18 protein-coding genes are annotated in these 20841 nt (G+C 70.1%); 8 read left to right on the top strand and 10 right to left on the bottom strand.

The genetic code is table 11. From position 1 onward, the window contains the following. Window positions 1–9 precede the first annotated feature (9 nt). From Q2K16_RS00405 to Q2K16_RS00395, 3 genes are read left to right on the top strand one after another with little or no spacing between them, the layout of a single operon-like run. A complete protein-coding gene (locus Q2K16_RS00405) occupies window positions 10–726 on the top strand; it encodes a sulfite exporter TauE/SafE family protein (RefSeq protein WP_302742790.1) in 717 nt (238 codons plus the stop codon). Next, entirely contained in the window at window positions 720–1091 is a 372-nt protein-coding gene (locus Q2K16_RS00400; protein WP_302742788.1) for a YidH family protein, read from the top strand. The genes Q2K16_RS00405 and Q2K16_RS00400 overlap by 7 nt, the downstream gene beginning before the upstream one ends. Further along, on the top strand, window positions 1088–1432 hold the full coding sequence (locus Q2K16_RS00395) for a DUF202 domain-containing protein (protein WP_302742786.1): 345 nt from the start codon (window positions 1088–1090) through the stop codon (window positions 1430–1432). The genes Q2K16_RS00400 and Q2K16_RS00395 overlap by 4 nt, the downstream gene beginning before the upstream one ends. A 236-nt stretch (window positions 1433–1668) precedes the next feature. Here Q2K16_RS00395 and Q2K16_RS00390 read toward each other — a convergent pair whose 3' ends face one another. Further along, window positions 1669–2361: a TetR/AcrR family transcriptional regulator gene (locus Q2K16_RS00390; protein ID WP_302742784.1), complete on the bottom strand. Its 693-nt coding sequence runs from the start codon at window positions 2359–2361 to the stop codon at window positions 1669–1671. Window positions 2362–2533: 172 nt separating this feature from the next. Here Q2K16_RS00390 and Q2K16_RS00385 point away from each other — a divergent pair, with 172 nt between their 5' ends. Both Q2K16_RS00385 and Q2K16_RS00380 read left to right on the top strand, forming a co-directional pair. Beyond that, entirely contained in the window at window positions 2534–3427 is an 894-nt protein-coding gene (locus Q2K16_RS00385) for a Vgb family protein (protein ID WP_302742782.1), read from the top strand. Window positions 3428–3577: 150 nt separating this feature from the next. Further along, window positions 3578–4090, top strand: a complete 513-nt coding sequence (locus Q2K16_RS00380; protein ID WP_302742780.1) for an O-acetyl-ADP-ribose deacetylase — start codon at window positions 3578–3580, stop codon at window positions 4088–4090. A 209-nt stretch (window positions 4091–4299) separates the two neighbouring features. Here Q2K16_RS00380 and Q2K16_RS00375 read toward each other — a convergent pair whose 3' ends face one another. Further along, complete coding sequence (locus Q2K16_RS00375) at window positions 4300–5253, bottom strand: NADP-dependent oxidoreductase (RefSeq protein ID WP_302742778.1); 954 nt, start codon at window positions 5251–5253, stop codon at window positions 4300–4302. 134 nt (window positions 5254–5387) lie between these two features. On the opposite strand from Q2K16_RS00375, the gene Q2K16_RS00370 reads away from it, so the two are divergent. The 3 genes from Q2K16_RS00370 to Q2K16_RS00360 all read left to right on the top strand — a co-directional run bounded on the left by Q2K16_RS00370 (window position 5388) and on the right by Q2K16_RS00360 (window position 9366). Beyond that, entirely contained in the window at window positions 5388–6311 is a 924-nt protein-coding gene (locus Q2K16_RS00370; RefSeq protein WP_302742777.1) for an AraC family transcriptional regulator, read from the top strand. A 234-nt stretch (window positions 6312–6545) separates the two neighbouring features. After that, on the top strand, window positions 6546–8297 hold the full coding sequence (locus Q2K16_RS00365; protein ID WP_302742775.1) for a thiamine pyrophosphate-binding protein: 1752 nt from the start codon (window positions 6546–6548) through the stop codon (window positions 8295–8297). Next, the gene (locus Q2K16_RS00360) at window positions 8287–9366 is read left to right on the top strand and encodes a 3-oxoacyl-ACP synthase III family protein (protein ID WP_302742773.1); all 1080 of its coding nucleotides are present in this window, start codon (window positions 8287–8289) and stop codon (window positions 9364–9366) included. The genes Q2K16_RS00365 and Q2K16_RS00360 overlap by 11 nt, the downstream gene beginning before the upstream one ends. A 505-nt stretch (window positions 9367–9871) precedes the next feature. Here the strand turns inward: Q2K16_RS00360 and Q2K16_RS00355 are convergent. From Q2K16_RS00355 to Q2K16_RS00320, 8 genes are all read right to left on the bottom strand, one after another. Continuing rightward, window positions 9872–10042 carry a hypothetical protein gene (locus Q2K16_RS00355; RefSeq protein WP_302742771.1) on the bottom strand — a complete coding sequence of 57 codons (171 nt, stop codon included), beginning with the start codon at window positions 10040–10042 and terminating at the stop codon, window positions 9872–9874. 161 nt (window positions 10043–10203) lie between these two features. Then, window positions 10204–10908, bottom strand: a complete 705-nt coding sequence (locus Q2K16_RS00350; RefSeq protein ID WP_302742769.1) for a VOC family protein — start codon at window positions 10906–10908, stop codon at window positions 10204–10206. A gap of 26 nt (window positions 10909–10934) precedes the next feature. Then, window positions 10935–12722 (bottom strand): putative bifunctional diguanylate cyclase/phosphodiesterase, encoded by a 1788-nt coding sequence (locus Q2K16_RS00345; protein WP_302742767.1) that lies wholly within the window; start codon window positions 12720–12722, stop codon window positions 10935–10937. Between the two features lie 526 nt (window positions 12723–13248). Next, entirely contained in the window at window positions 13249–14526 is a 1278-nt protein-coding gene (locus tag Q2K16_RS00340) for an MFS transporter (protein WP_302742765.1), read from the bottom strand. Further along, window positions 14523–16358, bottom strand: a complete 1836-nt coding sequence (locus Q2K16_RS00335) for an IucA/IucC family protein (RefSeq protein ID WP_302742763.1) — start codon at window positions 16356–16358, stop codon at window positions 14523–14525. Before Q2K16_RS00335 ends, Q2K16_RS00340 begins: the two co-directional genes overlap by 4 nt. 10 nt (window positions 16359–16368) lie before the next feature. Next, window positions 16369–17502 carry an NAD/NADP octopine/nopaline dehydrogenase family protein gene (locus tag Q2K16_RS00330; RefSeq protein ID WP_302742762.1) on the bottom strand — a complete coding sequence of 378 codons (1134 nt, stop codon included), beginning with the start codon at window positions 17500–17502 and terminating at the stop codon, window positions 16369–16371. Beyond that, window positions 17502–18494: a PLP-dependent cysteine synthase family protein gene (locus tag Q2K16_RS00325; RefSeq protein ID WP_302742760.1), complete on the bottom strand. Its 993-nt coding sequence runs from the start codon at window positions 18492–18494 to the stop codon at window positions 17502–17504. Before Q2K16_RS00325 ends, Q2K16_RS00330 begins: the two co-directional genes overlap by 1 nt. Further along, window positions 18491–19930 carry a type III PLP-dependent enzyme domain-containing protein gene (locus Q2K16_RS00320; RefSeq protein ID WP_302742758.1) on the bottom strand — a complete coding sequence of 480 codons (1440 nt, stop codon included), beginning with the start codon at window positions 19928–19930 and terminating at the stop codon, window positions 18491–18493. Before Q2K16_RS00320 ends, Q2K16_RS00325 begins: the two co-directional genes overlap by 4 nt. Between the last annotated feature and the right edge of the window lie 911 nt (window positions 19931–20841).

The following is a 20841-nucleotide window of genomic DNA, read 5'->3' as shown; positions in this document are numbered from 1 at the left end:
ATGGCCCCCGTGGGCGACCTGCTCGCGGTCGGCGCGGTCGCGCTCGGGGCCACCATGCAACGCGCGACCGGCCTGGGTTTCGCCCTGGTCGCCGCCCCGTTCCTCGTGGTGATCCTCGGCCCCTTCTCGGGGGTCACGCTGGCCAACCTGCTCTCCGCCGTGATCAACCTGATCGTGCTGTGCGTGACCGCCCGGGCGCTGCACCGCCGCATGGCCGTCCAGATGATCGCCGGCGTGGTCCTGGCCCTGCCGCTGGGCGTCTGGGTGGTCCGCGAACTACCCGGCCCGGTCCTGCTCGTCGGCATCGGCCTGACCACGGCGGGGTCGGTGGCGTGGGTGGCGGCGGGCCGCAGCATGCCGTTCCTGCGGCACCGCAGCGGGGCGCTGGCCTCCGGGTTCGCGTCCGGCTTCTTCAACACCACGGCGGGCACGGGCGGGCCGCCGCTGGCCGTCTACGCCGCCAGCACCGGTTGGGAGCACCGCAGCTTCGTCCCGACCGTGCAGCTCGTCGGCCTCGTGACGAACCTGCTGTCGCTCGCCGCGAAGGGAGCCCCCGTCCTGTCCTGGCACCTGCTGCTGGCCTGCGGCGTGGCGATGCTGGCCGGGATCGGCGGCGGGCACTACCTGCAACGGTGGCTACCCGAGACCACCACCCGGCGCTGGGTGCTGGCGCTCGCCCTCACGGGAAGCGTCATCGCAGTCGGCAAGGGGGTCGCGGCATGGTGAGACGTGCCGAACCGGGTCGGTGGCCACGCCGCGTCTTCGGCCGGGGCAGCGACCCGGACCCGCGCTTCAGCCTGGCCAACGAGCGCACGTTTCTGGCCTGGATCCGCACGTCCCTGGCGCTCGTGGCGGCCGGCGTTGCCCTGGAGGCGGTGGACCTGCCGATGGTGCCCGGGATGCGCCGGGCCGCGGCGATCGTGCTGATCGTGCTCGGCGCCGCCGCGCCGGCCCAGGCCTGGCTCGGCTGGACGGGCACCGAGACCGCCCTGCGCCTGGGCCGGAGCCTCCCGCCGCCGCTGCTGGCCCTGCCGCTCGGCGTGGGCCTGCTGCTTGTCGCGGTCCTGCTCCTGCTGGGGCTGGTCCTGTGAACGCACCCGGCTCCGTACGCCTGGACGACGGCGGCCTCCAGGTGGAGCGGACGGTGCTGGCGTGGCGGCGGACCGCCGCAGCCTTCGTCGTGGCGGCGGTCGCGGCCGGCCGCTTCCTCCTGCCGCACCTGGGCGGATGGGTCTTCCTGGCCGCCGTCGCCGCCGCGACGACGGTCGTGGTCGTCGTCGCGGCGGCACTGCGTCGACGCCTCCCGCCCTGCGACACCCCGGCCCCGCCGGGCTCGGCCCCTCCGTCCGGCCCCTGGCTGGCGGCCGTCACGCTGGCCACCACCGCAGGTGGTCTCGGGGTGGCGGTCGCCGCACTGTGCGGGTCGACCTGACCCCGGGACGGGCGGGCGTCGATGCCGGGCGTCGCGTCATCGTCCGCCGTAGCCGACGCGGGCCCGTTTTCCGGTGCAGCATGTCGGCCCGGCGCGCGGCGCAGGGTGGCGCGATCGGCTGACGGCAACCGTTCCGACGCCGTCCACGACGGCACGACCTGGTCGGATCGCTCCGCCGTGCTGTGGCACCCTCGCCGGATGGATGCGGTGAGGAAGCGGTATCTGGTGTGCCACGACTACGGCGTGGGTGGCCTGTGGTGGTGGGTGTGGGCTGCTTCTGCCGAGGAGATCGTGGACAACGGGTCGGTGAAGGCGCCCGCGCGGGCGGCGGTGGTCGCGCTGCGGGCGACACGGTCGGGAAGGTCCGCGTCCGTCGCCGCCCGCAGGAGTACGAGCTCGTGGTACAGCGGGGCGGTGGTGGCGATGAGCAGTCGGCGCGCATCGGTGCCCGGCGGAATCTCACCGCGGTCGACGGCGCGGCGGGTGATGTCGGCGCAGCGGTCGTACCGGCCGGCCCAGAAGGCGCTCAAGGCATGGGCGGCCCGCTCCGACCGGAAGGACGCGGCGATCAGCGCGACGGTCACCGGGTCGGTGGTCAGCGCGGTGTAGACCTCGCGGTTGACCGCGACCAGGTCACCTTCGAGTGATCCCGTGTCGGGCGGACGCCAGGCGTCGGCACCCGCTTCGTCGAGGACGTCGGCGAGCAGGCCACCGACGTCCCGCCAGCGCCGGTAGACCGTCGTGCGGTGGACACCCGAGCGTTCGGCGACCACCTCGATGCTCAGGGAGTCGTAGCCGTGCTGCACCAACTGGGCGAGCGCGGCGTCGAGGACGCGGCGGCGGACCGCTGCGCTGCGTCCGCCGGGTCGGCGCGCGGGGGCGGTCACCGTCTCGTCGGGGTGATCGCTTGTCGGTGGTGGCGACGCCATGCCAGGATTCTATCGCTACATCCGTAGCCTTAACGAGTGAGGTTTCCCGTGACGCCTGACCCGACGGCCCTTCACCCGGTGGCGACGCCCGGCGCTGCCGCCGCACCCTGATGGCCGGCACACCCGCCGAGATCGAACGCATCGCCATCGACAACCGACTGGAGCGAACCCCGTGACATCCGTCGTCATCCAGGAATACCCGGTGACCGACGCCGGCAGCGGCCTGTACGGCGTCACCACCGGACCCGACGGTGCCCTGTGGTTCACGCTCGCCCACAGCGGCCAGGTCGGACGTGTGGTCCCGGGCGAGGCACCCACCACCCACCTCATCGACCCCGCCGGACAGCCCACGATCATCGTCCCCGGCCCCGACGGCGCGCTGTGGTTCACCGAGTCCCGGGCCCACCGCATCGGGAGGATCACCACCGACGGCGAGACCACCCGGTTCCCCGTACCCAGCCGCGACGGCGGGCCGTACGGCATCGCGCCCGGGCCCGACGGCGCGCTGTGGTTCACCGAGATGAACGCCGACCGCGTCGGCCGGATCACCACCGACGGTGCGGTCACCGAGTTCCCGCTCCCGCTCACCGGCGCCTACCCGTCGGCCATCACGGCCGGCCCCGACGGCGCCCTGTGGTTCACCATGAACCAGGCGAACGCGATCGGCCGGATCGACACCGACGGCACCGTCACCGTGCACCCGCTGCCCACGGAAGCCGCCGCCCCCGTGGGGATCACCGCCGGCCCCGACGCCGCCGTCTGGTTCGTCGAGATCGCCGCCGGCCAGATCGGGCGGATCACCCCCGACGGCACGATCGACGAGTTTGCGCTACCCGACCGCGCCGGCCGCCCCCACGCCATCACCACCAGCGGCAGCGGCGACCTGTGGTTCACCGAGTGGGCGGGTAACCGGGTCGGCTCCATCACCACCACCGGGACCATCGAAGTCCATGACCTGCCCACCCCGCGCTGCGAGCCGCACGGCATCACCCTCGGACCCGACGGCGCCCTGTGGACGGCCCTGGAGAACGGCACCCTGGCCCGCATCGACACCGCAGGCCGGTGAGGGCGGACGATTCGCGTGCTGGTCCGGCCGCCGGCCGGGGGTGGGGTCGCGCTGGTTGGTCGACGGGGCGACCGCGTGCCGTGACCGGTGGTTGAGGCAGCAGGGGCGGTCATGACGACGCGGTCGTCTGACGTGTGCCAGGATTCTGCCGTGGCGACGATCGAGGTGGTGCTGGGCGACATCACGCGGGAAGACGTGGACGTCATCGTCACGGCCGCGAACGAGTCGCTGCTGGGTGGCGGTGGTGTCGACGGGGCGGTCCACCGCGCCGCCGGTCCTCGACTGGCCCGGGCAGGGGGCGCCGTCGGCCCCTGCCCGCCGGGTGACGCGATGCCGACGCCAGCGTTCGACCTCGACCCGCCGGTACGCCACGTCATCCACACCGTCGGGCCGGTCTGGGAGGGCGGCGGCCACGGCGAGGACGAGATCCTGGCCTCCTGCTACCGCAGGAGCCTGCAGGTCGCCGACGAACTCAACGCCCGGACCGTGGCCTTCCCCGCGATCGCCACCGGCGTGTACGGCTTCCCCGCCGAGCGGGCGGCCCGGATCGCCGTGGCGACGATCACGTCCACACCGACGAACGTGCAGCGGGTACGACTCGTCGCCTTCGACGACGAGACCCGGGACCATCTGCACGCCGCGCTGACCGCCGCAGCCGGCTGACCGGCCGAGACGAGGCGTTCTTCGCCGTCCGGTGAGTGCGGCTGCGCCGGCCGCACGCAGTGTTCCGTGCGTTTGCGCAGCTCTTCGTGCCAGGTGTTCTCCGCGACGGCGGCGCGATGCCGGTCCGGGGGCGCGCCACGGCCCCGCTCGACGGCGTACGCGATGGAGGGGCACCCGATCGCGTACGCCGTGGCCTCGCCGGGTGGTGACTACGGCAGCAGGAGGAGTTTGCCGCCGGGCCGCCCGGAACAGCTGAGGTCGGCGGCCTCCCGGACGGCGTCGAGGGTGAAGGTGCGGGCGATCGTGACGGTCAGGACCCCGCTGCCGGCCAGCCGGGCGATCTCGTCGAGCAGGTCGTAGCGCATGTCGATATACGTGCTCCGGGTACCGAGTTCAGCCGCGGCGGCGAAGTCCGAGATGGTCAGGACCCGGTCGGGGTCGCCGGTCAGGTCGATCAGGGCCGGCAACGCACTACCGGACGGGCTGGCCTGGCCGGGGCGGTCGGCCCGGCCAGCGATCGGGGTGGCGTCCAGAGCCCGGTCGATGCGGCCGGCGGCCAGGGTGGTGACCCGCTCGCTCATGCCTTCGCCGTAGCCGGTCACGGTGGCGCCGGCCTGCCGTAGGGCGGCGGCCTTGGCCGAGCCGCAGGTGGCGATCACCCGGACGCCTCGGTGCAGAGCGAGGCGCACCGCCGCCTCGCCGACGCTGGAGCCCGCGCCGTGCACCAGCAGCAGCTCACCGGGCCGCACGCCGAGGTCGTCGAGGGCGTGCCACGCCGTGTCGGCGGCCATCGGCAGTGCGGCGGCCTGCTCGTCGGTGACACCGTCGGGAAGGCGGGCCCAGGTGGTCATCAGCGCGTACTCGGCGGCACCGGCCGTCGGGCCGTCGTAGGGCACCGGTCCGAACACCCGGTCGCCGACCTCGACGTCGGTGACGCCCGGGCCGACCGCGTCGACGACGCCGGAGACCTCAAGTCCGACGCCGCGCGGCGGGGGCGGCAGTTGGTCGGCGAAGAGGCCGGCGACGATCGCCCAGTCGGCGGGATTCAGGCCACACGCCCGTACCGCGATCCGGATCTGACCGACGCCCGGGTCGGGTGTGGTGACGTCGCGGAGCACGAGGACGTCGGGGGATCCGAAGCGGTCGAACTGCACAGCCCTCATCCGGTGACGACGCTCGTGCCGAGGTTCGGTGACGTCCGGGGCCCGTACTGCTTTGTTGATCATGTGGAAACCGTACGGACCGTGGAACGACCCAGTCGATGCTCTCCTGCCGCAGATAGTTAACCTTCTGCGTCATGGATGTGGTGAGCGACGTGCTGCGGGTGGCCGGGGTGCGCGGCACGCTCGGCGCTTGCATCGAGGCCGGCGGGCGGTGGGCCGTCGCCGGCGAGGACAGCTCGGCTGCGGGTCTGCACGCCATCACCGCCGGCGGGGCCTGGCTGACGCGGGCGGGGCATGCGCCGCTGCGGCTGGGCACCGGCGACGTCGTCCTCCTTGAGGCGGGCGTCCCCTACGTACTGGGTGACGCGCCCGGTTCGCCGGTGACAGCCTGTGATCCGGTCGAGCTGGCCCGGGTCCAGCGCACCGGTCAGGCGGTCCGCTTCGGCACCAGCGCCCCGGACACCAGAATCATCACCATCGCCTACGACTGTGACCGGACCGTACGGACCCAACTCCTGTTCGCCCTGCCCGAGCTGATGCACGTCCGGGGCGGCACCGGTGCCGACGGCCTCGACGACACCGTCCGGATGCTCGGCCGTGAACTCGCCCACCCGCAGATCGCTTCCACGGTGGTGCTCGCCTCCCTCGTCAACATCGCCCTGATCCAGGTGCTGCGCGCCTGGTTGCCCGCCCGCGCCGGCGAACGCCGAGGCACCTGGCTCGGCATGATGGGCGACCCGCTGGTCCATCGCGCATTGCAGCACCTGCATGCCCACCCTGCCCGCCGTTGGACCACCCAGACCCTCGCCGCCGCGGTCGCCGCCTCACGGTCGACCCTCACCCGCCGTTTCTCCGCAGCGGTCGGCCTGGCACCCGCCGCCTACCTCACCCAATGGCGGCTGGACCTCGCCGCCAGCCGCCTGAGGACCACCGACCAACCCGTCGAGTCCATCGCGGCAGCCGTCGGCTACCACTCCACGCCGGCGTTCAGCCGCGCCTTCGCCCGCTCCCACGGTGCCCCGCCCGGCCGGTACCGGACGATGCACCGCCCACGCTGAGCAGGGAACCGACGGCTCATCGGCTCCGTCTGCTGCGCCGTCCGGTCGAGTTGCGCGTGGGGACCTACTCCAATGGGACAACGGGCCCAAACATGTCTTGGTGCCACCGGTCCCCGGCGGGCACATGCTGCTTGTCTCTGGCAACGGAGGCCGCGTGTGGGGGTACTCCCGCCGGAGCGCCCGCAGGCATCGGCATACACGGGGAAGGGGGTCGGGATGAGGTCGGAGTCGTCAGTGGCGGACGTGATCCTGCGCTGTCTGGCGGCCAACCGGGTCACCCATGTCTTCGGGGTCCCGGGCGGTCCGCTGTTCGCCTTCTATGCGGCGCTGGCACGGCAGGACGCGGTCCGGTCGGTGCTCGCCAAGCATGAGGAGGGCGCCGCCTTCATGGCGCTGGGCTATGCCCAGGCCGGTGGCGGGCTCGGCATGGCATGTACCACCACGAGCCCCGGTGCGACGAACGCGCTGACCGGAATCGCGAGCGCGACCAGTGACTCCGTGCCGGTCCTGCTGCTGACGGCACAGATCGCGACCGACTCGTTCGGCCGCGGCGCGCTCCAGGACTCCAGCGGCGGCAACTGGAGCCTGGACGTCGTCGACACCTACCGGTCGGCGACGAAGCTCTCCGCGATGCCGGCCCATCCGGCCCATCTGCCGCGGCTGGCGCGGCACGCGATCCGCACCGCGCTGCACGGCCGCCCGGGGGCGGCGCACCTCAACGTCCCGGCCGACCTGCTGCCGGCCGCGGTGCCGACCGGACCGCTCGACGTCGACACGGCCGTGACGGTGACAGCGTCGGCTCCGGACCCGGCCGCCGTCGCGGAGTTGGCCCGGCAGCTCACCGCGGCCCGCCGGCCCGTCCTCCTCGCTGGCCAGGGAGCGAAGCTCGCCAAGGCCGGAGGGCCACTGGTCCGTCTCGCCGAGTGGGGTGGCATACCCGTGGCGACCACGATCAAGGGCAAGAGCGTCTTCCCCGAGGACCATCCCCTGTCGCTGGGGACCTTCGGGTTCGGCGGCCATCCGGCCGCGCACGACCACCTCCTGTCCGACGAGGTCGACCTCGTCGTGGTGGTCGGCAGTGGCCTCGGCGAACTGGCGACCCACGGCTGGCACCCGCGCCTGCTCGCGGGTCGGCGGGTGGCCCACGTCGACGTCGACCCGTTGCAGATCGGCAAGCACTTCCCCACCGATGTGGGCGTGGTCGGCGACGCCGACGCCGTGCTGCGGGCGCTCCTGGAGCGGCTCCCCACCGCCGGACCCGGCGGGGCCGGCTCGACGGAGCGGATCGTGCCGCGCTCCTCGCGCTACTACAGGTCGGCAGCCCTCCAGGCCGGGCACGACCGGTTGCGGGCCTCCGCCGTGGTGGCCCGGCTCAGCGAGGTGCTGCCCCCCGAGACGTTGATCTTCGCGGACAACGGCAACTGCCTGAGCTGGCTCGGCCAGTACTTTGTCTGCCGGACGCCGGGCGAGATCTTCGTCTCGTTGAACGTCGGCGCGATGGGGTACGCCAGCGGAGCCGCGATCGGCGGCAAGTTCGCCCGCCCCGAAAGGCCGGTCGTCGCGCTCGTGGGCGACGCGGCCTTCGCGATGAACGGGATGGAGCTGCACACCGCCGTCGAGTACGAGGTGCCGATCGTGTGGGTGATCCTCAACAACGGCGGGCACGGGATGGTGCACAACGTGCAAAGCATGATGTACCAGCGCTCGCACGACGCGCTGTTCCGCCACCCCATCGACATCGCCTCGGTGGCCCGCGGGCTCGGCGCCGCCGCCACGACCGTGACCAGACTCGACGACCTGGACCCGGCGGTCACCGCGGCCCTCGTCGCGGACCGGCCCCACGTCATCGACGTCATCGTCGACCCGGAGGAGGTCCCGTGGGCCCTGCGTGGCCGGGCGGAGACCCTGCGTGCGGCCTCTGCGACCGGCGCATCCCGGTCGCCCGCCTCTGCCGGCACCCCGTCGGGGGTGGACCATGCCTGGTGACCCGGCGGCCCGGACAGCCGCGCCGACGCAGCGCGCGCCTGCCAGCCCCGCTCCCACCGCCGGTGTCCTCGGGTGCGGCCACGCCCTGCCGTCCCAGATACGCCGCAACGACGATCCGATCTTCGCGGGCCTGGACAGATCGGCGGACGCCCGAGGCGTCAGCGAGGCAGCGCTCTTCCTCGGGCTGCGGGAGCGGCGTGTCCTCGGCGCAGACGGGCGGATCGAGCCGCTGGTGGTGAACGCCTGCCGGCGCGCCCTGCGCCACGCCGACGTCGCCCCCGAAGAGGTGGATCGCCTCTACGGGTACGTCTCCGTCCCGGACTACGCCACGCCGAACCCGCTGTTCGCCGTCCACCGGGACCTCGGCCTGCCGGAGCGGGCGATGGTCGTCCCGATCAACAGCGAGTTCTCCAACTTCGCCGTCGGCCTCGTGCTGGGCAGCGAGGCGATCGCGGCCGGGCGCGCCCGGCGGGTGCTGGTCGCCTGCGGCTCCAACTGGACCCGGCACCTGGACTACACCCGGGGCCACGCCTCGACCGCCGGCGACGGGGCCGGTGCCGTGCTCCTCGGGCCGTCCGACCGGTTCGTCGTCGTCGACCACGAGACCCGGACGGCGAGCCAGCACTTCCACGCCATGCGAATGCGCCTGCGGCCGGTCGCCGGCCCCGGCGGCGCGCGGCACCTTCCGCTCGGTCCCGACAATCTGCCGCTGCCGACGTACGACATGGACCCCACCGAGGGTGTGGACGTCTACCTCACGCTGATGCGGGACACGCTGCCCGACATGGTCAACGGGCTGCTTGCCCGCAACGGCGTCTCCGGCGGCGACACCGCGCTGATCACGCACCAGGGGTCGCGGCTCCTGCTGGACCACTGGGCGGAACGGATCAGACCGGGCCAGTACCTGGAGACGCTGGAGACGTACGGCAATCTCGTCCTCGCCACCTACCCGGTGAACCTGTCCCACTTCTTCGCCGAGATCGTCATGCCGTACGTGGTGATCGCCTCGGTCGGCACCGGCTTCCACCTCTCGGCGGTCCTGCTGCGCGTCGGCCAGTCCGGCCAGTGACCCGCGCCCGCCCCACCGACGCCCGCCCTGTCGGGGACGCGAACCCGTGACTGCGCCACCACCCGATCAGCCTGACCGTCGCCCATCCGCTGGCCCCACTCGGCGCGGGGCCAGGCCGCGCGGTAGCCGAATCGCACCGCGTACACCCATGCCAGCCCGGACCTGCGCTCGCCGGCACGGGTGACGACGTAGTCGACGCTGTTTCTCCGCCGACCGGTCGGGAATGGCGTCCAGGATGCCGAGCCGCCGTGCGGCGGCCTGGCCCGCGCCGAAGACGCCGACGAAGTAGCCGCCCTGGCGACGACCGGACGCCCTCTCCACGATCGCCGGCTCCCCACCGATGGAGCGCAGACGCAAGGCGGTGGCGATCCCGCTGATCCCGAGACCGACGACAGGCGCACGCTTCCTTCTGCGTCGTCATCGACCGGACGAGAACGGCGTCTTCTGCTCCGCGCTCCGCGGTGCCCTCTTCACCACCGGGGCACGGCCGAGCCGTCGTACCGGCTCACTCGTCTTCGATGTATCCGGTGCCGGAGTCGACGGTGTCCAGGAAGTCACGGATGTTCTTGGTGTGCTCCGACAGGTTCGTCGTCGGGCTGACGCCGAAGCCGTAGCCGGGGTTCGGCCCGCTGACCCAGGCGTAGTCGGTGCCGCCCCGCCCGTTCGAGCGGAGCACGAACGTCTCCCCATCGACCTCAAGCAGGCGGGACGCGGCGTCGGCCGAAACGTCGGGCGCGGGGCGCAGACCGGGCACGGCCCCGGGATCCGCCTTTCGGTCGCCACCGCCGTCGTCAGGGTAGATCGCCTTCACGCCACCATCATCGCGTGCCCGCCCCCTCAGCGGGTGTGGGCCGGTCGAATGACGGTGAAGACGGCTCCCGCCGGGTCGGCGAGCGCGCAGACCCGGCCGGTCACCACGTCGCGCGGCGGCACCAGCAGTCGACCACCGCCCCGCTGGGCCCGCTCGGCGACGTCGTCCGGGTCCGCCACGGCCAGATAGACCATCCAGCCGGCCGGCAGCAGGGTGTCCAGCGGCGCAGGCGTGGCGAGCCGGCCGGCGACCGGCGCGACGTCGCCGACGAGCAGGGCGTACGAGTCGTCGGGGGCGCCGGGTGGCACGCTGGGCCGCAGGCCCAGGGCGGCGGTGTGGAAGCGGTCCGCTCCGGCCGGGTCGGTCGTCATGTACTCGTACCAGCAGGGCCGGCCGAGGCCCGGGGCCACCGGGGCCGGTGCGGTGCGTAGCCGGAAGCTCCCGCCCAACGGGTCGTGCACCTCGTCGCCGGTCAGCCGGGCGCCGGCTGCGCCGGCGGCGGCCCGGACGGTGGCCTCGTCAGCGGTGCCGAAGACAGTCCACCAGCGGGCCGGGGCAGGACCGAACCGCAGGTCGGCGGCGGGAACCCCGTCGGCGGACGCGGTGCAGCCGTCGGCGGTGGCCTGGTACGTCCAGCCGAACAGGTCCTGGTAGAAGCTACGGGCAGCGTCGAGATCGCTCGTGACGAGTTCGACGCCGGTGGGGAACGGCCTTGTCCGGGGTGCGTTCACCTGAGTCTCCAAACCGGGGCGGTTGATCAGGGTTCAGGATGCCCCACGACCGTCCCGGCCGCCCCGCCGCCCTGCCGCGAGTCGAACGTTCGACCGAGTAGTTCGTCCAATGGGGCCGGTCGGCCCAGGTGGTAGCCCTGGCCGGCGTCCACGCCCAGCATCCGCAGCGCCGGCACCAGTGCGGCGCGCTCCACCGACTCGGCGACGGTTCGCATGCCCAGGCCGTGCGCGGCGCGGACGACCGCGTCGATGAGCACGGGGTCGGCGCCGCCGTGATCCGCCTGGCGGACGAAGTCGCCCGCGATCTTGACGGTGCTGAAGGGCAGGTGCTTGAGATAGGCGAACGAGCCGAACCCGGCGCCGAAGTCGTCCAGGCTCAGCCGGCAACCGGCGTCGCGCAGGATGCCGGCGAGGTGCCGCACCGCGGCGACATTGGTGATCGCCGCGGTCTCGGTGATCTCCAGGCCGAGCCGGCTCGCGTCGATACCGGCCGCGCGCAGGGTGCGCACCACCCAGTCACCGAAGCCCGGCGATTCCAGGGAGCGGGCCGAGATGTTGACGTCGAAGCACATTCCCGCCGTCATGGCCTCGGGGTGGGCCAGCGCCTGCGTGGCGGTGGACACCACCCACCGGTCGAGTTCACCGATGAGGTCGTCACGTTCCACGGTCGGCAGGAACTCCGCCGGTGACAGGCTGGGCTCGCCGCCGTCCCGCAGCCGGATGAGCAGCTCGCGGCTGACCACTTCCCCGGTCGACAGGTCGATGATCGGCTGGGTGTCCAACCGCATCCGGTTCTCGTCGAGGGCCTTGCGGACCCGGGTCACCACGTTGACGCGCTGCACGGCGTGCCGGTACTGCTCCGGCAGGTAGAGCCTGGCCCGGTTGCGGCCGGCGTTCTTCGCCTCGTACAGGGCGAGGTCGGCGTGGGCGAGGACGGTGTCGCGGGTGTCGCCCGGTTCCAGCGAGGCGGCACCGATGCTCAGGGTCACCCGCAGCCCGGTGCCGGCCAACGGCACGGGCGTGCGGACACAGGCGTCGCAGAGCCGCTCGGCGACGGCGAGGGCGTCCTCGGCGTACGCCCCCGGCAGGACGACCGCGAACTCGTCGCCGCCCAGGCGGCCCAGCACCGTGCCGTCGGGCAGCTCGTGCAGCAGCCGCCGGGCCAGGACGCGCAGCACGTCGTCGCCGACCGCGTGCCCGTGCACGTCGTTGATGTCCTTGAAGTTGTCGATGTCGATCAGCAGCAACGCCGCGGACCGTTCCCGCAGCTCGGCGATCAGGTCGTCGAGGCGGGCCAGTAGGGCACGGCGGTTCGGCAGATCGGTCAGCGGGTCGCGTTCGGCCAGCTTGGTCAGCTCGTCCTGCACCCGCCGCATCGCGGTGATGTCGTGGGCGGTGCCCAGGACGCGCGCCGGCGCCCCAGCGGCATCGGGGAAGACCTCGCCGTAGCACTCGAAGACGCGCAGTGTCGCACCGTCGGCGAGGTACATCCGATGCGTGTAGGAGAACGAGCCGCCGTCGCGCAGGGCCTTCTCCAACGTCCCTTCGATCATCGCGACGTCGTCCGGGTACAACATCTGCCGGTAGGATTCGTAGTCGAGGTGCGCATCAGCAGGCAGACCGAACATCTGCAGCAGCACGTCGCTCCAGACGACCTCACCGGTCAGTACGTTCCACTCCCAGGTGCCGACCTTGGCGAGTTGCTCGAGGTGGGCCAGCCGCCACCGGTAGTTGCGCCCACGGTCGCGTTCCTGCCGCTCGGCGCTGACGTCACGCAGCTCGTACAGGCGCAGCGGTTGCCCCTCGTGCTCCATGCCGTGACATCGCACCCGTAACCACCTGGTGGCCCCGTCGGCATCTCGCACCGGGTGGTCCACCGCGGGCCCGTCGGGCCCGATCTGCCCCAGCGGCAACTCTGCCAGCCCGACACCCAACCGGTGGCCGGCCGGGTTGCACCAGAGAAGGCGGCCGTCCGGGGCCATTATCGCCAAGGCGGTGGAGGCGGTGTCCGCCGCGAGTCCCGGCAGCGTGCTCACCTGGGGCCACCACTTCCCTTCGCCGAGCAGGGCGCAGCACGGCCACGGCTGACAGACGGTCATCCTGTCGCGACGGGCAGTCTAGCGGCCGTCCGGACGGTCCGCTCAGGGCGTCGCCGGCGCGAGCGGCAGGACCGGTCGCGATGCTGGTCGATCGAGCCCGTGGTGACGGGTGGGAGCTGACCGGTGAGGGCGGGCCGTTGCAGCAGTTGACCGCGCCGGTCCCGGAGTCGGCATTGGACGGACCGTCGTGTGACCGCGCCGCTGGGCGTTGGCGTGGTCGCCTCGGCATCGTCCCGATGGTCTATTGGTCCACCGGATCGCGCACCGGCACCTGGCCCGGAACAACGGCTACACCTGCGCCAGCACCTTCCGCCACGTGACTGTCGGCATCGGGCCAGCGTGAGCGCGAGGCCCGCCAGACGGCGACTATGACTGCCACAGCTGTGGCGTACGATGCCGAGACGATGAAATATGTGGATGTCAGTCCGATCACCTGGCCCAGCCACATGCCCAGGGCAATTCCGGTAATGGATGCGAATTGACCTGTGCTCTGCACCATGCCGAGCACCCGCCCTTGACTGGAGGCGGCGACTGCCCGCGAGGCCAATGACGTCAGCACGGGAGTCGTCGCGCCGAGCAGTATTCCCCAGATGAAGTGCACGGCGGCGAAGACTGCCACGTGACGCGTAACGCCCCCCAGGGCGGTCAGGGCCACGCAGGCCGCTGCGATGCAGCCAATCTGCGGCAGCACCTGCGGCAGCCTCTTGCCCTCCAGTTGCCGCGCCCAGAACGGCGCACCAGTGACAAAGCCGAGCGCAAGCAGGCCGTAGCATATGCCCACAAGCCAGTTGCGCACCCCGAAGACGGTAGTGACGTACAGCGAGAACTGGGTCTGAGTGATCATCCGGCTCATCAACAAGATGCCGATGATGGTCAGCAACGCCGGCACCGGTGTCGCTCCCAGACCGCCACCACGGCCGGCTTGAGCTGGTGTTCCTACCACCGTCGGCCTTGTCGGAGGCACCTGCGGTAGCAGAGTCCAGGCGGCGACCGCGCACACCAGACAGGTTATCGACGCGGCAAGGTTTATCCAGAAGAAGCTCGCCCCGTCGAGGGTCAACCCGCCGGCCAGCGCACCCATGAGCGAGCCCACGTTGGTGGCCACCTGCAGGTATGTCAGAAGCCGCACGCGGCGTGTCCGTGACCCGAGGCTAACACTGTATGCCTGAATCGGGGCGATGGCGCCCGCGCACGCGCCCTGCACGAAGCGCAGGGCCAGGATCATCCATACTTCGGTGCTGCAGGCCAGCGCCAGTTGTGTTATCGACAGCCCGAGCAGGGCCCGTATCACCATGGGCTTGTGACCGTGGCGATCGCCGATGCGCCCCCAGTGCACGCTGGTGAGCATCACACCGAGTAGCGGTCCCACGTAAACCCCGGTGGCGGCCACGCCGAAAAGCCAGTCGGAATCCGTCAGGGTGCGCAGATGGAGGGGCCAGAACGGCCCGCTCATCTCCATCGCGCCCATCGCCGCCAACTGGATGACGAAGAGCGTCCGAATCGTTGCCGAGGTACTCACGCTTCATCTTGTACTAGCGGATTGGGCAGTTCGTGCCGCAATCGGTAGTTCGCGTACCCTGTCAGGTGCATTCGCAGGAAGGAACGCGTCGGCCAGGGCTGTTCCGCGAACGCCTCTCGCTCGACCCTCCACAGTTTGCTGGGCACCCGATGCTTGATCGCATCGAACGCGGCGAGCAGTTCGTCGCGGAGCGTGTCTCGGAGACGCCTGGCGGAGAGCCCGTACTCGTCGGCCAGAAGCATCGCCAGCTCATGGAGGTGAGGGACGAGGCAGGCATTGATCACGAAGCTGCGGACGGGATCTATGCTGTCGGTGAAGACGGTGGGAAGAATGCCTTCGCTCCGATAGGGCTGCAACGTGTGGCCGCCCTCGTTGAGTAACGGTGCGAAGGTCTGCCCGTCGCCGAAGTCGCGGATCAGCAGGGACCTGGCGCGACCGCCCGCATCGAACAACACGAAGGTGTTCTGCTGATGAGCCTCCAAGCCGATGCCGTACAGCAGATAGATGGAGATAACCGGTCGCAGTACGGTGCGAGCGTACCGACGGTAAAACGACTCAACCGTCTCGGCGGTCGCCCGGCCGCTGCCAGCCACGATGAGTTCGGTGACCAGCGGCCGGCCGGTCGTGGGCGACTCAGTGAACAGTGCCGCCACGGGAACAGGGAGCAGGTCATCGGCGCGCCGGGTGATGGCGGTGCTGTCGCGGAACACGACCGACAGGTAACGTCCCGGCGCGTCCTCCTGCGTCACCGCGTTGCGGTAGTAGTAGGCGAGTTCTTCGTTGAAGATCTCCAGCGTGTTGTCGAAGCCGGACTCGGCAGCGAGGATGCGCTCGATCACGGTGCAGATGCGTGGCCCCATGTGGATGGACTTGGCCTGCAGGCTGCGCTGTTCGCTGGTCATCCACAGCGCGACTGGCAGCTTGATGAACGGTGCACCGCCCGGATGTGTGGGTAGCATGGTCCGGAACGACATCGTGGGGCGTGTGTCGATGTCCGGTCCCTCGGTGAGCAGCAGACCCGCCTCCACCTCGTCGCGGTACTGGTGTCGGACGAAGTTCTCCAGATGCCAGCTGTGGATCGGCAGTGGCAACCACGCCGTCTCGTCGAGCCCCCTCGCGTTCAGGTGGTCCTTCCAGCGCTGTTGTGCCTGCGGGAAGCGGGTAGCGAAGTACTCGTGAACGCCGCGCACATGGGGCATCTGTTCGACGTAGGCCATATCGGCACGTAGCGCGGCGATGCGCACCGGCACCGTCGGGCCGAACTCGGGCGACAGCCGCACCATCTCGTCGGTGCTCAGGGCTGGCTTGGTCTTCCACGTGGGATAGAAGGGATGCCCTTCCAGCGATCCCCACTGGTCCAGCAGGATCGCAGCTTCACGCGTGCTGTGGTGCCGGCGCAGGTAGTCGATGAGGCCATGCGACTCGCCCGTGGAGATGCGGCGAGCGAGTTCGGCGTTCCAGGTGTGGCGGTGGGATCGAGCGAGCCTGTCGTTGGCGATGCTGTTGGCGATGTCTGCGTTGAGGGCGGCGGCGCTCTCGTCGGTGATCTCGAGGCTCGAAGAACGTCTGATGATGTTGATCAGGTGATCCGGTGTCTCCACCGCTACGGAAGGTTCTCCCGGCTTGACGAGGGTCACGGCACCGTGGTTGACAAATGTGCCGGCCGGCTTACGGCGCAGATCCTCGAAGTGCAGCGCTCCGGAATCGCACAACGGCAGCCGGGCCCGGTGGCCCTCCGGCCCGAAGCGCAGCGCACGAGGATCGAGAATGCGTTCCGCAAACAGGCAACGGATCAGCCGCCGCAGCGCGTTATGTGTCGAGTCGAGTGTCATTGGCTGTCCTCTAGGCCGGCCAGTTCGGCGGAAAGTAGTCACGCGCTGATCGGCTTACGCCGCCCATGTAGGACGCACACCACGTGTAGATTTCCTCGATGTGGGGAAGTGGGACGTTCAGTCGATTGCCGACCTGGACCAGCGTGGAGAGACCGAAGGCGACATCCTCCTGGAAGGCGCGGCTCTGTCGGTCCATGACGTAGCCGTCGCCGTGTGCCACCAGCGGCGCCTGAATCGAATGGTACGCCCTGTTGGTCCTGAGGACGGACAACAATGTGCGGGTATCGGTGATCTGGGCACCGTAGGCTTCCACGATCTCCTGCTTCAACGGTTTCACCGATGCCAGGTCGACGCCGATCTGCTGCTCGGCTGCCTTGCAGAGCCGTTGGTTCTCTTCGTCGCTGCGCTGCATAAAATAGGCACCCAGCTCGCTGCATTCGGTCCACCAGGACACCAACCGGGGAATCAACCTGTCGTGCCACTGTCCGTACGGACCGATCAGCCCGTAGATCGCGGAGCTGTGCATGATCGGATTGGCGGGCGTCAGCGTGATCTCAAGATAGTCGCGTAACAGCTCCACCGGTGACTCGAACAGGCGCTGCACCGTCTCCCGCAAGCGTTGCCGTGCCACGGGCGTCTCGCGGTCGTGCGTCGCGACGTGCAACACGCTCTTGGCACCCCCCATCCGGACAGAGACGCCCGGTCGCAGCCCGAAGGCTGTGTGCGGGACGTCCTTCATCCCCCAGATCACTGCCTGGGGCCGGTCGGTGAGCATCTTCTCCGCGAGCAGATCGAAGCCGCAGAAGCCCGGGATGGCACCGACGTAGACCGGTCTGTCGCGTGGCAGCCGGTCGGCGATCGACGACAGCACCGCTGGCCGCGCGTGCGCCGGCACCGTGATGACGACGACATCCGCGTCGTGCACGACCACGGCAGGATCGGACGACACCCGGTCCGGCCGCGCCACGAGTGCGCGCCCATCGGGGAGAAGAGCGGTGAAGGGTTGGCCGTCGGAATACCGGTCGATGACGTCCTGCCGCTGGGTGAGCAACGACACCCGCACGGCCGGCAGGGTCTTGAACAACACGGTGTTCAGGTGCCCCGTGCGTCCGCCGCCGCAGACAGCGACGTTCAGTGGTGTCATCAGGCCAACCATCGTTTCAGATCGGCAGCGACCTGCGGATCCAGCAGACCACGCTCGCCCAACCACTGCTCGTTGAAGATCGTGTGCAGGTACTTCTCGCCGCCGTCGACCACCACCACGAGTACATTGCCGCTGACAAATCCAGTGTGGATGGCCTCGAGCGCCTTGTAGATGGCCCCGCCTGTGGAGCCTCCGACCAGCAGGCCGGTGTGGCGGGCCACATAGCGCGCGGTCTCGAAGGCCTGCGAGTCCGTGACCTGCACGCCCTTGTCGATGGAGCGGTAGTCCAGCACCTGACCGACCGTGTCACCCTGCGGCGTACCGGTGCCGGACTGGTAGTACGGACGGCCAGGCCGCCCGAAGATGATGGAGCCCACCGGCTCGACGGCGATGGCGACCGTCCACTCGTTGTGCTCCTTCAGCCCACGCGCGATACCGGTCATCGATCCGCCGGTGCCCACGCAACCGACGAAGGCGTCGATGCGGCCGTCCGTCTGCGCCACAACCTCGCGCACCAGTTCCGCGTAGCCGGCGGGGTTGGCCGGATTGTCGGACTGGTTCATGAACACCGCGCCGGGGATGCTCTCTGCCAACTCGGCTGCCAGGCACTGGCGTGCGACGACGGCGACCTCGTCTTCGGCGTAGTCGCCCTCCACATACCGGATCTCACCGCCGAGCGCGCGCATGATTTCGATCTTGTCCTGGGCCGCGTGACGGTCGACCACTGCGACAAAACGAATGTCGAAATCCATGACCGCCAACGCCAGCCCGATACCGGTGTTGCCGGACGACGACTCGACTACCACCCCGCCGCGCTTAAGCCGCCCCGACCGCAGGGCCGAGGTGATCATACTGCGGGCCATCCGGTCCTTCATGCTGCCGCCCGGGTTGTTCTTCTCGATCTTCAGCATCAAGGTCGAGTTTTTCGCCCGGACCGGGATGCCGAGCATCGGAGTTCCGCCCACCAACTCGCTGACCCTAGTGTGGATCATCCCGAAGAGCCTCTTCCATCGTCAGGCCAGACATCGATGTCACCGCCCGGCACGCGTCGGGCCGCGATGCGGCGCGGCATGGGGTGACGATGGAACTCGTTTTCCAACAGATCCATCTGATAGCCTCCCGTGTTCGGGTAAACCAACAGGTCATCAGCGCACGGCAGGACCTGAAAAGGGACCAGCCGATTCGTGATGACATCTTCGTCAAGGCAGCTGTGCCCGGCGATCCACGCGCGCGCCGGGGCACCGACCCGGGCTCTCTGCGGCACGAGGATCGGATCGACCATGAACTCGGACGCGAACCAGGTCTCGCAGGCGCTGAAGCTACTGCCCTCCACGAAGAGCACCCGCGTCCGGTCCGGCAGCGCCTTGACCCGGGTGATCCGGAAGATCGACATGGCGGCCTGGTCGGCGAGGCTGCGGCCGGGCTCGATCGCCAGCGTGAGATCGTGCGTGTCAAGGTACTGCGCGACCGAAACACCGCCGTCATACGGCGCCTCAAGCAGCAGGTCGAGCCAGCCCTCAGCGTCGACCCGGCCGTCATACGGATACACGTCGGCAGGCGCTTTGCCATTGCGGTATTGGTGCGGGTTGCCGGCCTGCGTCAGAGCGTCTGGTGATGCGTTGCCGACGTATCTCACCGGCATGCCACCGCCGATGTTCAGCGTGTGCGGCGTCAGCCCCATCCGGCGTGCCTCCTCGATGTGCCGGGCTAGCTGGCGTACCGCCCGCAGCCGTGACTGGTGCTGATAGCCGGACAGGTGAATGTGAAAGCCTTCGAGGATGACGGAATCTCCCGTCTCGGTCAGTGCCGACAGACAGTGCCGGAGGTCATCGTCGGCCATGCCGAATCGGCTCGCCGCCTCCGATGCCGGTCGGTAACGAAGCAGCACACGGGCCGGCCGCTCGAACCGAACCTCTCCAACGAGGGTCCGCACGTCGGAGAACTCTTCGGCAGAGTCGATCGAGATCAGGCAGCCGGCCGCGATCAACCGACGGAGGAAACGATCAGTCTTGGCGGGTCCGGTGGCGCACAACAGTGCAGGCGCGGCGCCAAGGCGTACGGCGTCGGCCATCTCGTACTCGCTCGACACCTCGACTCCGGCACCGGTCTCGACTGCTGCCCTGACCAGGGCGTGTGACTTGTTGGCTTTGCACGCGTAGTAGACGTCCAACCGCAGTCCGTGCCGCTGTTGGACCCTCCGCATTGCCGCCATGTTCTTCTTCAGCAGATCGGGCCATACGATGTTCAGCGGCGATCCGAAACGCTCCACCAACCCTTGCAGGATCTGCGGCTGCCCGTGCACGAGGTCGGAGAGCGAGGGGTCCAGCAGCGGGGTCAAGGCCAGTGGACTGTTGGCGGCTACCTGGGCGGGCTGAGTCCCGGCGGGGCCACCCTGGCCCACCATGCCTGTCACGACGCGATCGCGCACGGTCTACTCCGATCCGAGGACGTCGATCGCCTGCCGTAGCCGATCATTGGCGGCCCAGGCGATCCAGTCGTGTGGGTTCGACACAACAGACGTGCCTGTCAGCCGCGGCTGGCGGGTGGTGTCGCCAGGCGCTCCCGGAGACCACCCGGCCCGTGCCATTGACTCCACCAGTCTCGTCCGTGGACGTACAGCTCTCGACCACATTGCACCGAGCCTCGTCCGTGCCCGATTCGGGCACGGAGTCCTCACCATCGAGGAAGAGTGCGTCCGCGCCACTCGCACGTCGCATTGTCGGGACCTGCGTCGCGGGAACCGACAGCACCGACCTGCGCAGAGGCTTGTAACCACTCATCCGATCACGCCCATGTCATTCCTCGTTCAGTGACCCGCGCTCAAGCCGTACCGGATGTTGAACTCGCCGGAGCACGCTCTCCCTGGAAGTGCCGACCGTGAGGTCCGGCAGACCCGGGAGATTTGACGCTACGTCGCCATCGAGAGGCCTGCGCCAACTCAGGCGGCTGGACGTTTCCCGACCGCTGTGGGATCCGAGTTTTCTGGCCCCGGAGCGCGGGTGAGCCGGCGCACCGTTGCGGACCAGGGGACGATCACCACGCCGCCGCGTACGCCGTCCTGGGCAAAGTCGGTCGTGGGCGGCCGCCGTGTCGGCGAAGGGGTACACGTCAGCGACCCGGAGTGAGATGGCGCCGCTGGTGACGAGAGCGACCAGTTCATCCAACCGGGATCGACCTCGTGGACCGATGACCGGGACCGGCTGCCGGTATGCCGGACGAGGTGGAGTTCACCACGAAGATGAGTCGGGCGTCGTACCCCTACGCGGCTCTGTGGCCAACCCGGGGCAGACCATTCAGTGCTTCTTCCCGTCGGTTGTGGTTGGTGATGTGGGGTTGGGT

Source organism: Micromonospora cynarisoli (assembly GCF_030518815.1).
In the GTDB taxonomy this organism is placed as follows: domain Bacteria; phylum Actinomycetota; class Actinomycetes; order Mycobacteriales; family Micromonosporaceae; genus Micromonospora; species Micromonospora wenchangensis.
Note: the sequence above shows the minus strand (reverse complement) of the source record. Positions and strands in the feature narration are given on the sequence as shown.

Coding starts and splice junctions, on each gene's coding strand:
- Q2K16_RS00400 (WP_302742788.1), top strand. CDS start 720: ATGGTGAGACGTGCCGAACCGGGTCGGTGGCCACGCCGCGTCTTCGGC.
- Q2K16_RS00390 (WP_302742784.1), bottom strand. CDS start 2,361: ATGGCGTCGCCACCACCGACAAGCGATCACCCCGACGAGACGGTGACC.
- Q2K16_RS00375 (WP_302742778.1), bottom strand. CDS start 5,253: ATGAGGGCTGTGCAGTTCGACCGCTTCGGATCCCCCGACGTCCTCGTG.
- Q2K16_RS00370 (WP_302742777.1), top strand. CDS start 5,388: ATGGATGTGGTGAGCGACGTGCTGCGGGTGGCCGGGGTGCGCGGCACG.
- Q2K16_RS00360 (WP_302742773.1), top strand. CDS start 8,287: ATGCCTGGTGACCCGGCGGCCCGGACAGCCGCGCCGACGCAGCGCGCG.
- Q2K16_RS00345 (WP_302742767.1), bottom strand. CDS start 12,722: ATGGAGCACGAGGGGCAACCGCTGCGCCTGTACGAGCTGCGTGACGTC.
- Q2K16_RS00335 (WP_302742763.1), bottom strand. CDS start 16,358: ATGACACTCGACTCGACACATAACGCGCTGCGGCGGCTGATCCGTTGC.
- Q2K16_RS00330 (WP_302742762.1), bottom strand. CDS start 17,502: ATGACACCACTGAACGTCGCTGTCTGCGGCGGCGGACGCACGGGGCAC.
- Q2K16_RS00325 (WP_302742760.1), bottom strand. CDS start 18,494: ATGATCCACACTAGGGTCAGCGAGTTGGTGGGCGGAACTCCGATGCTC.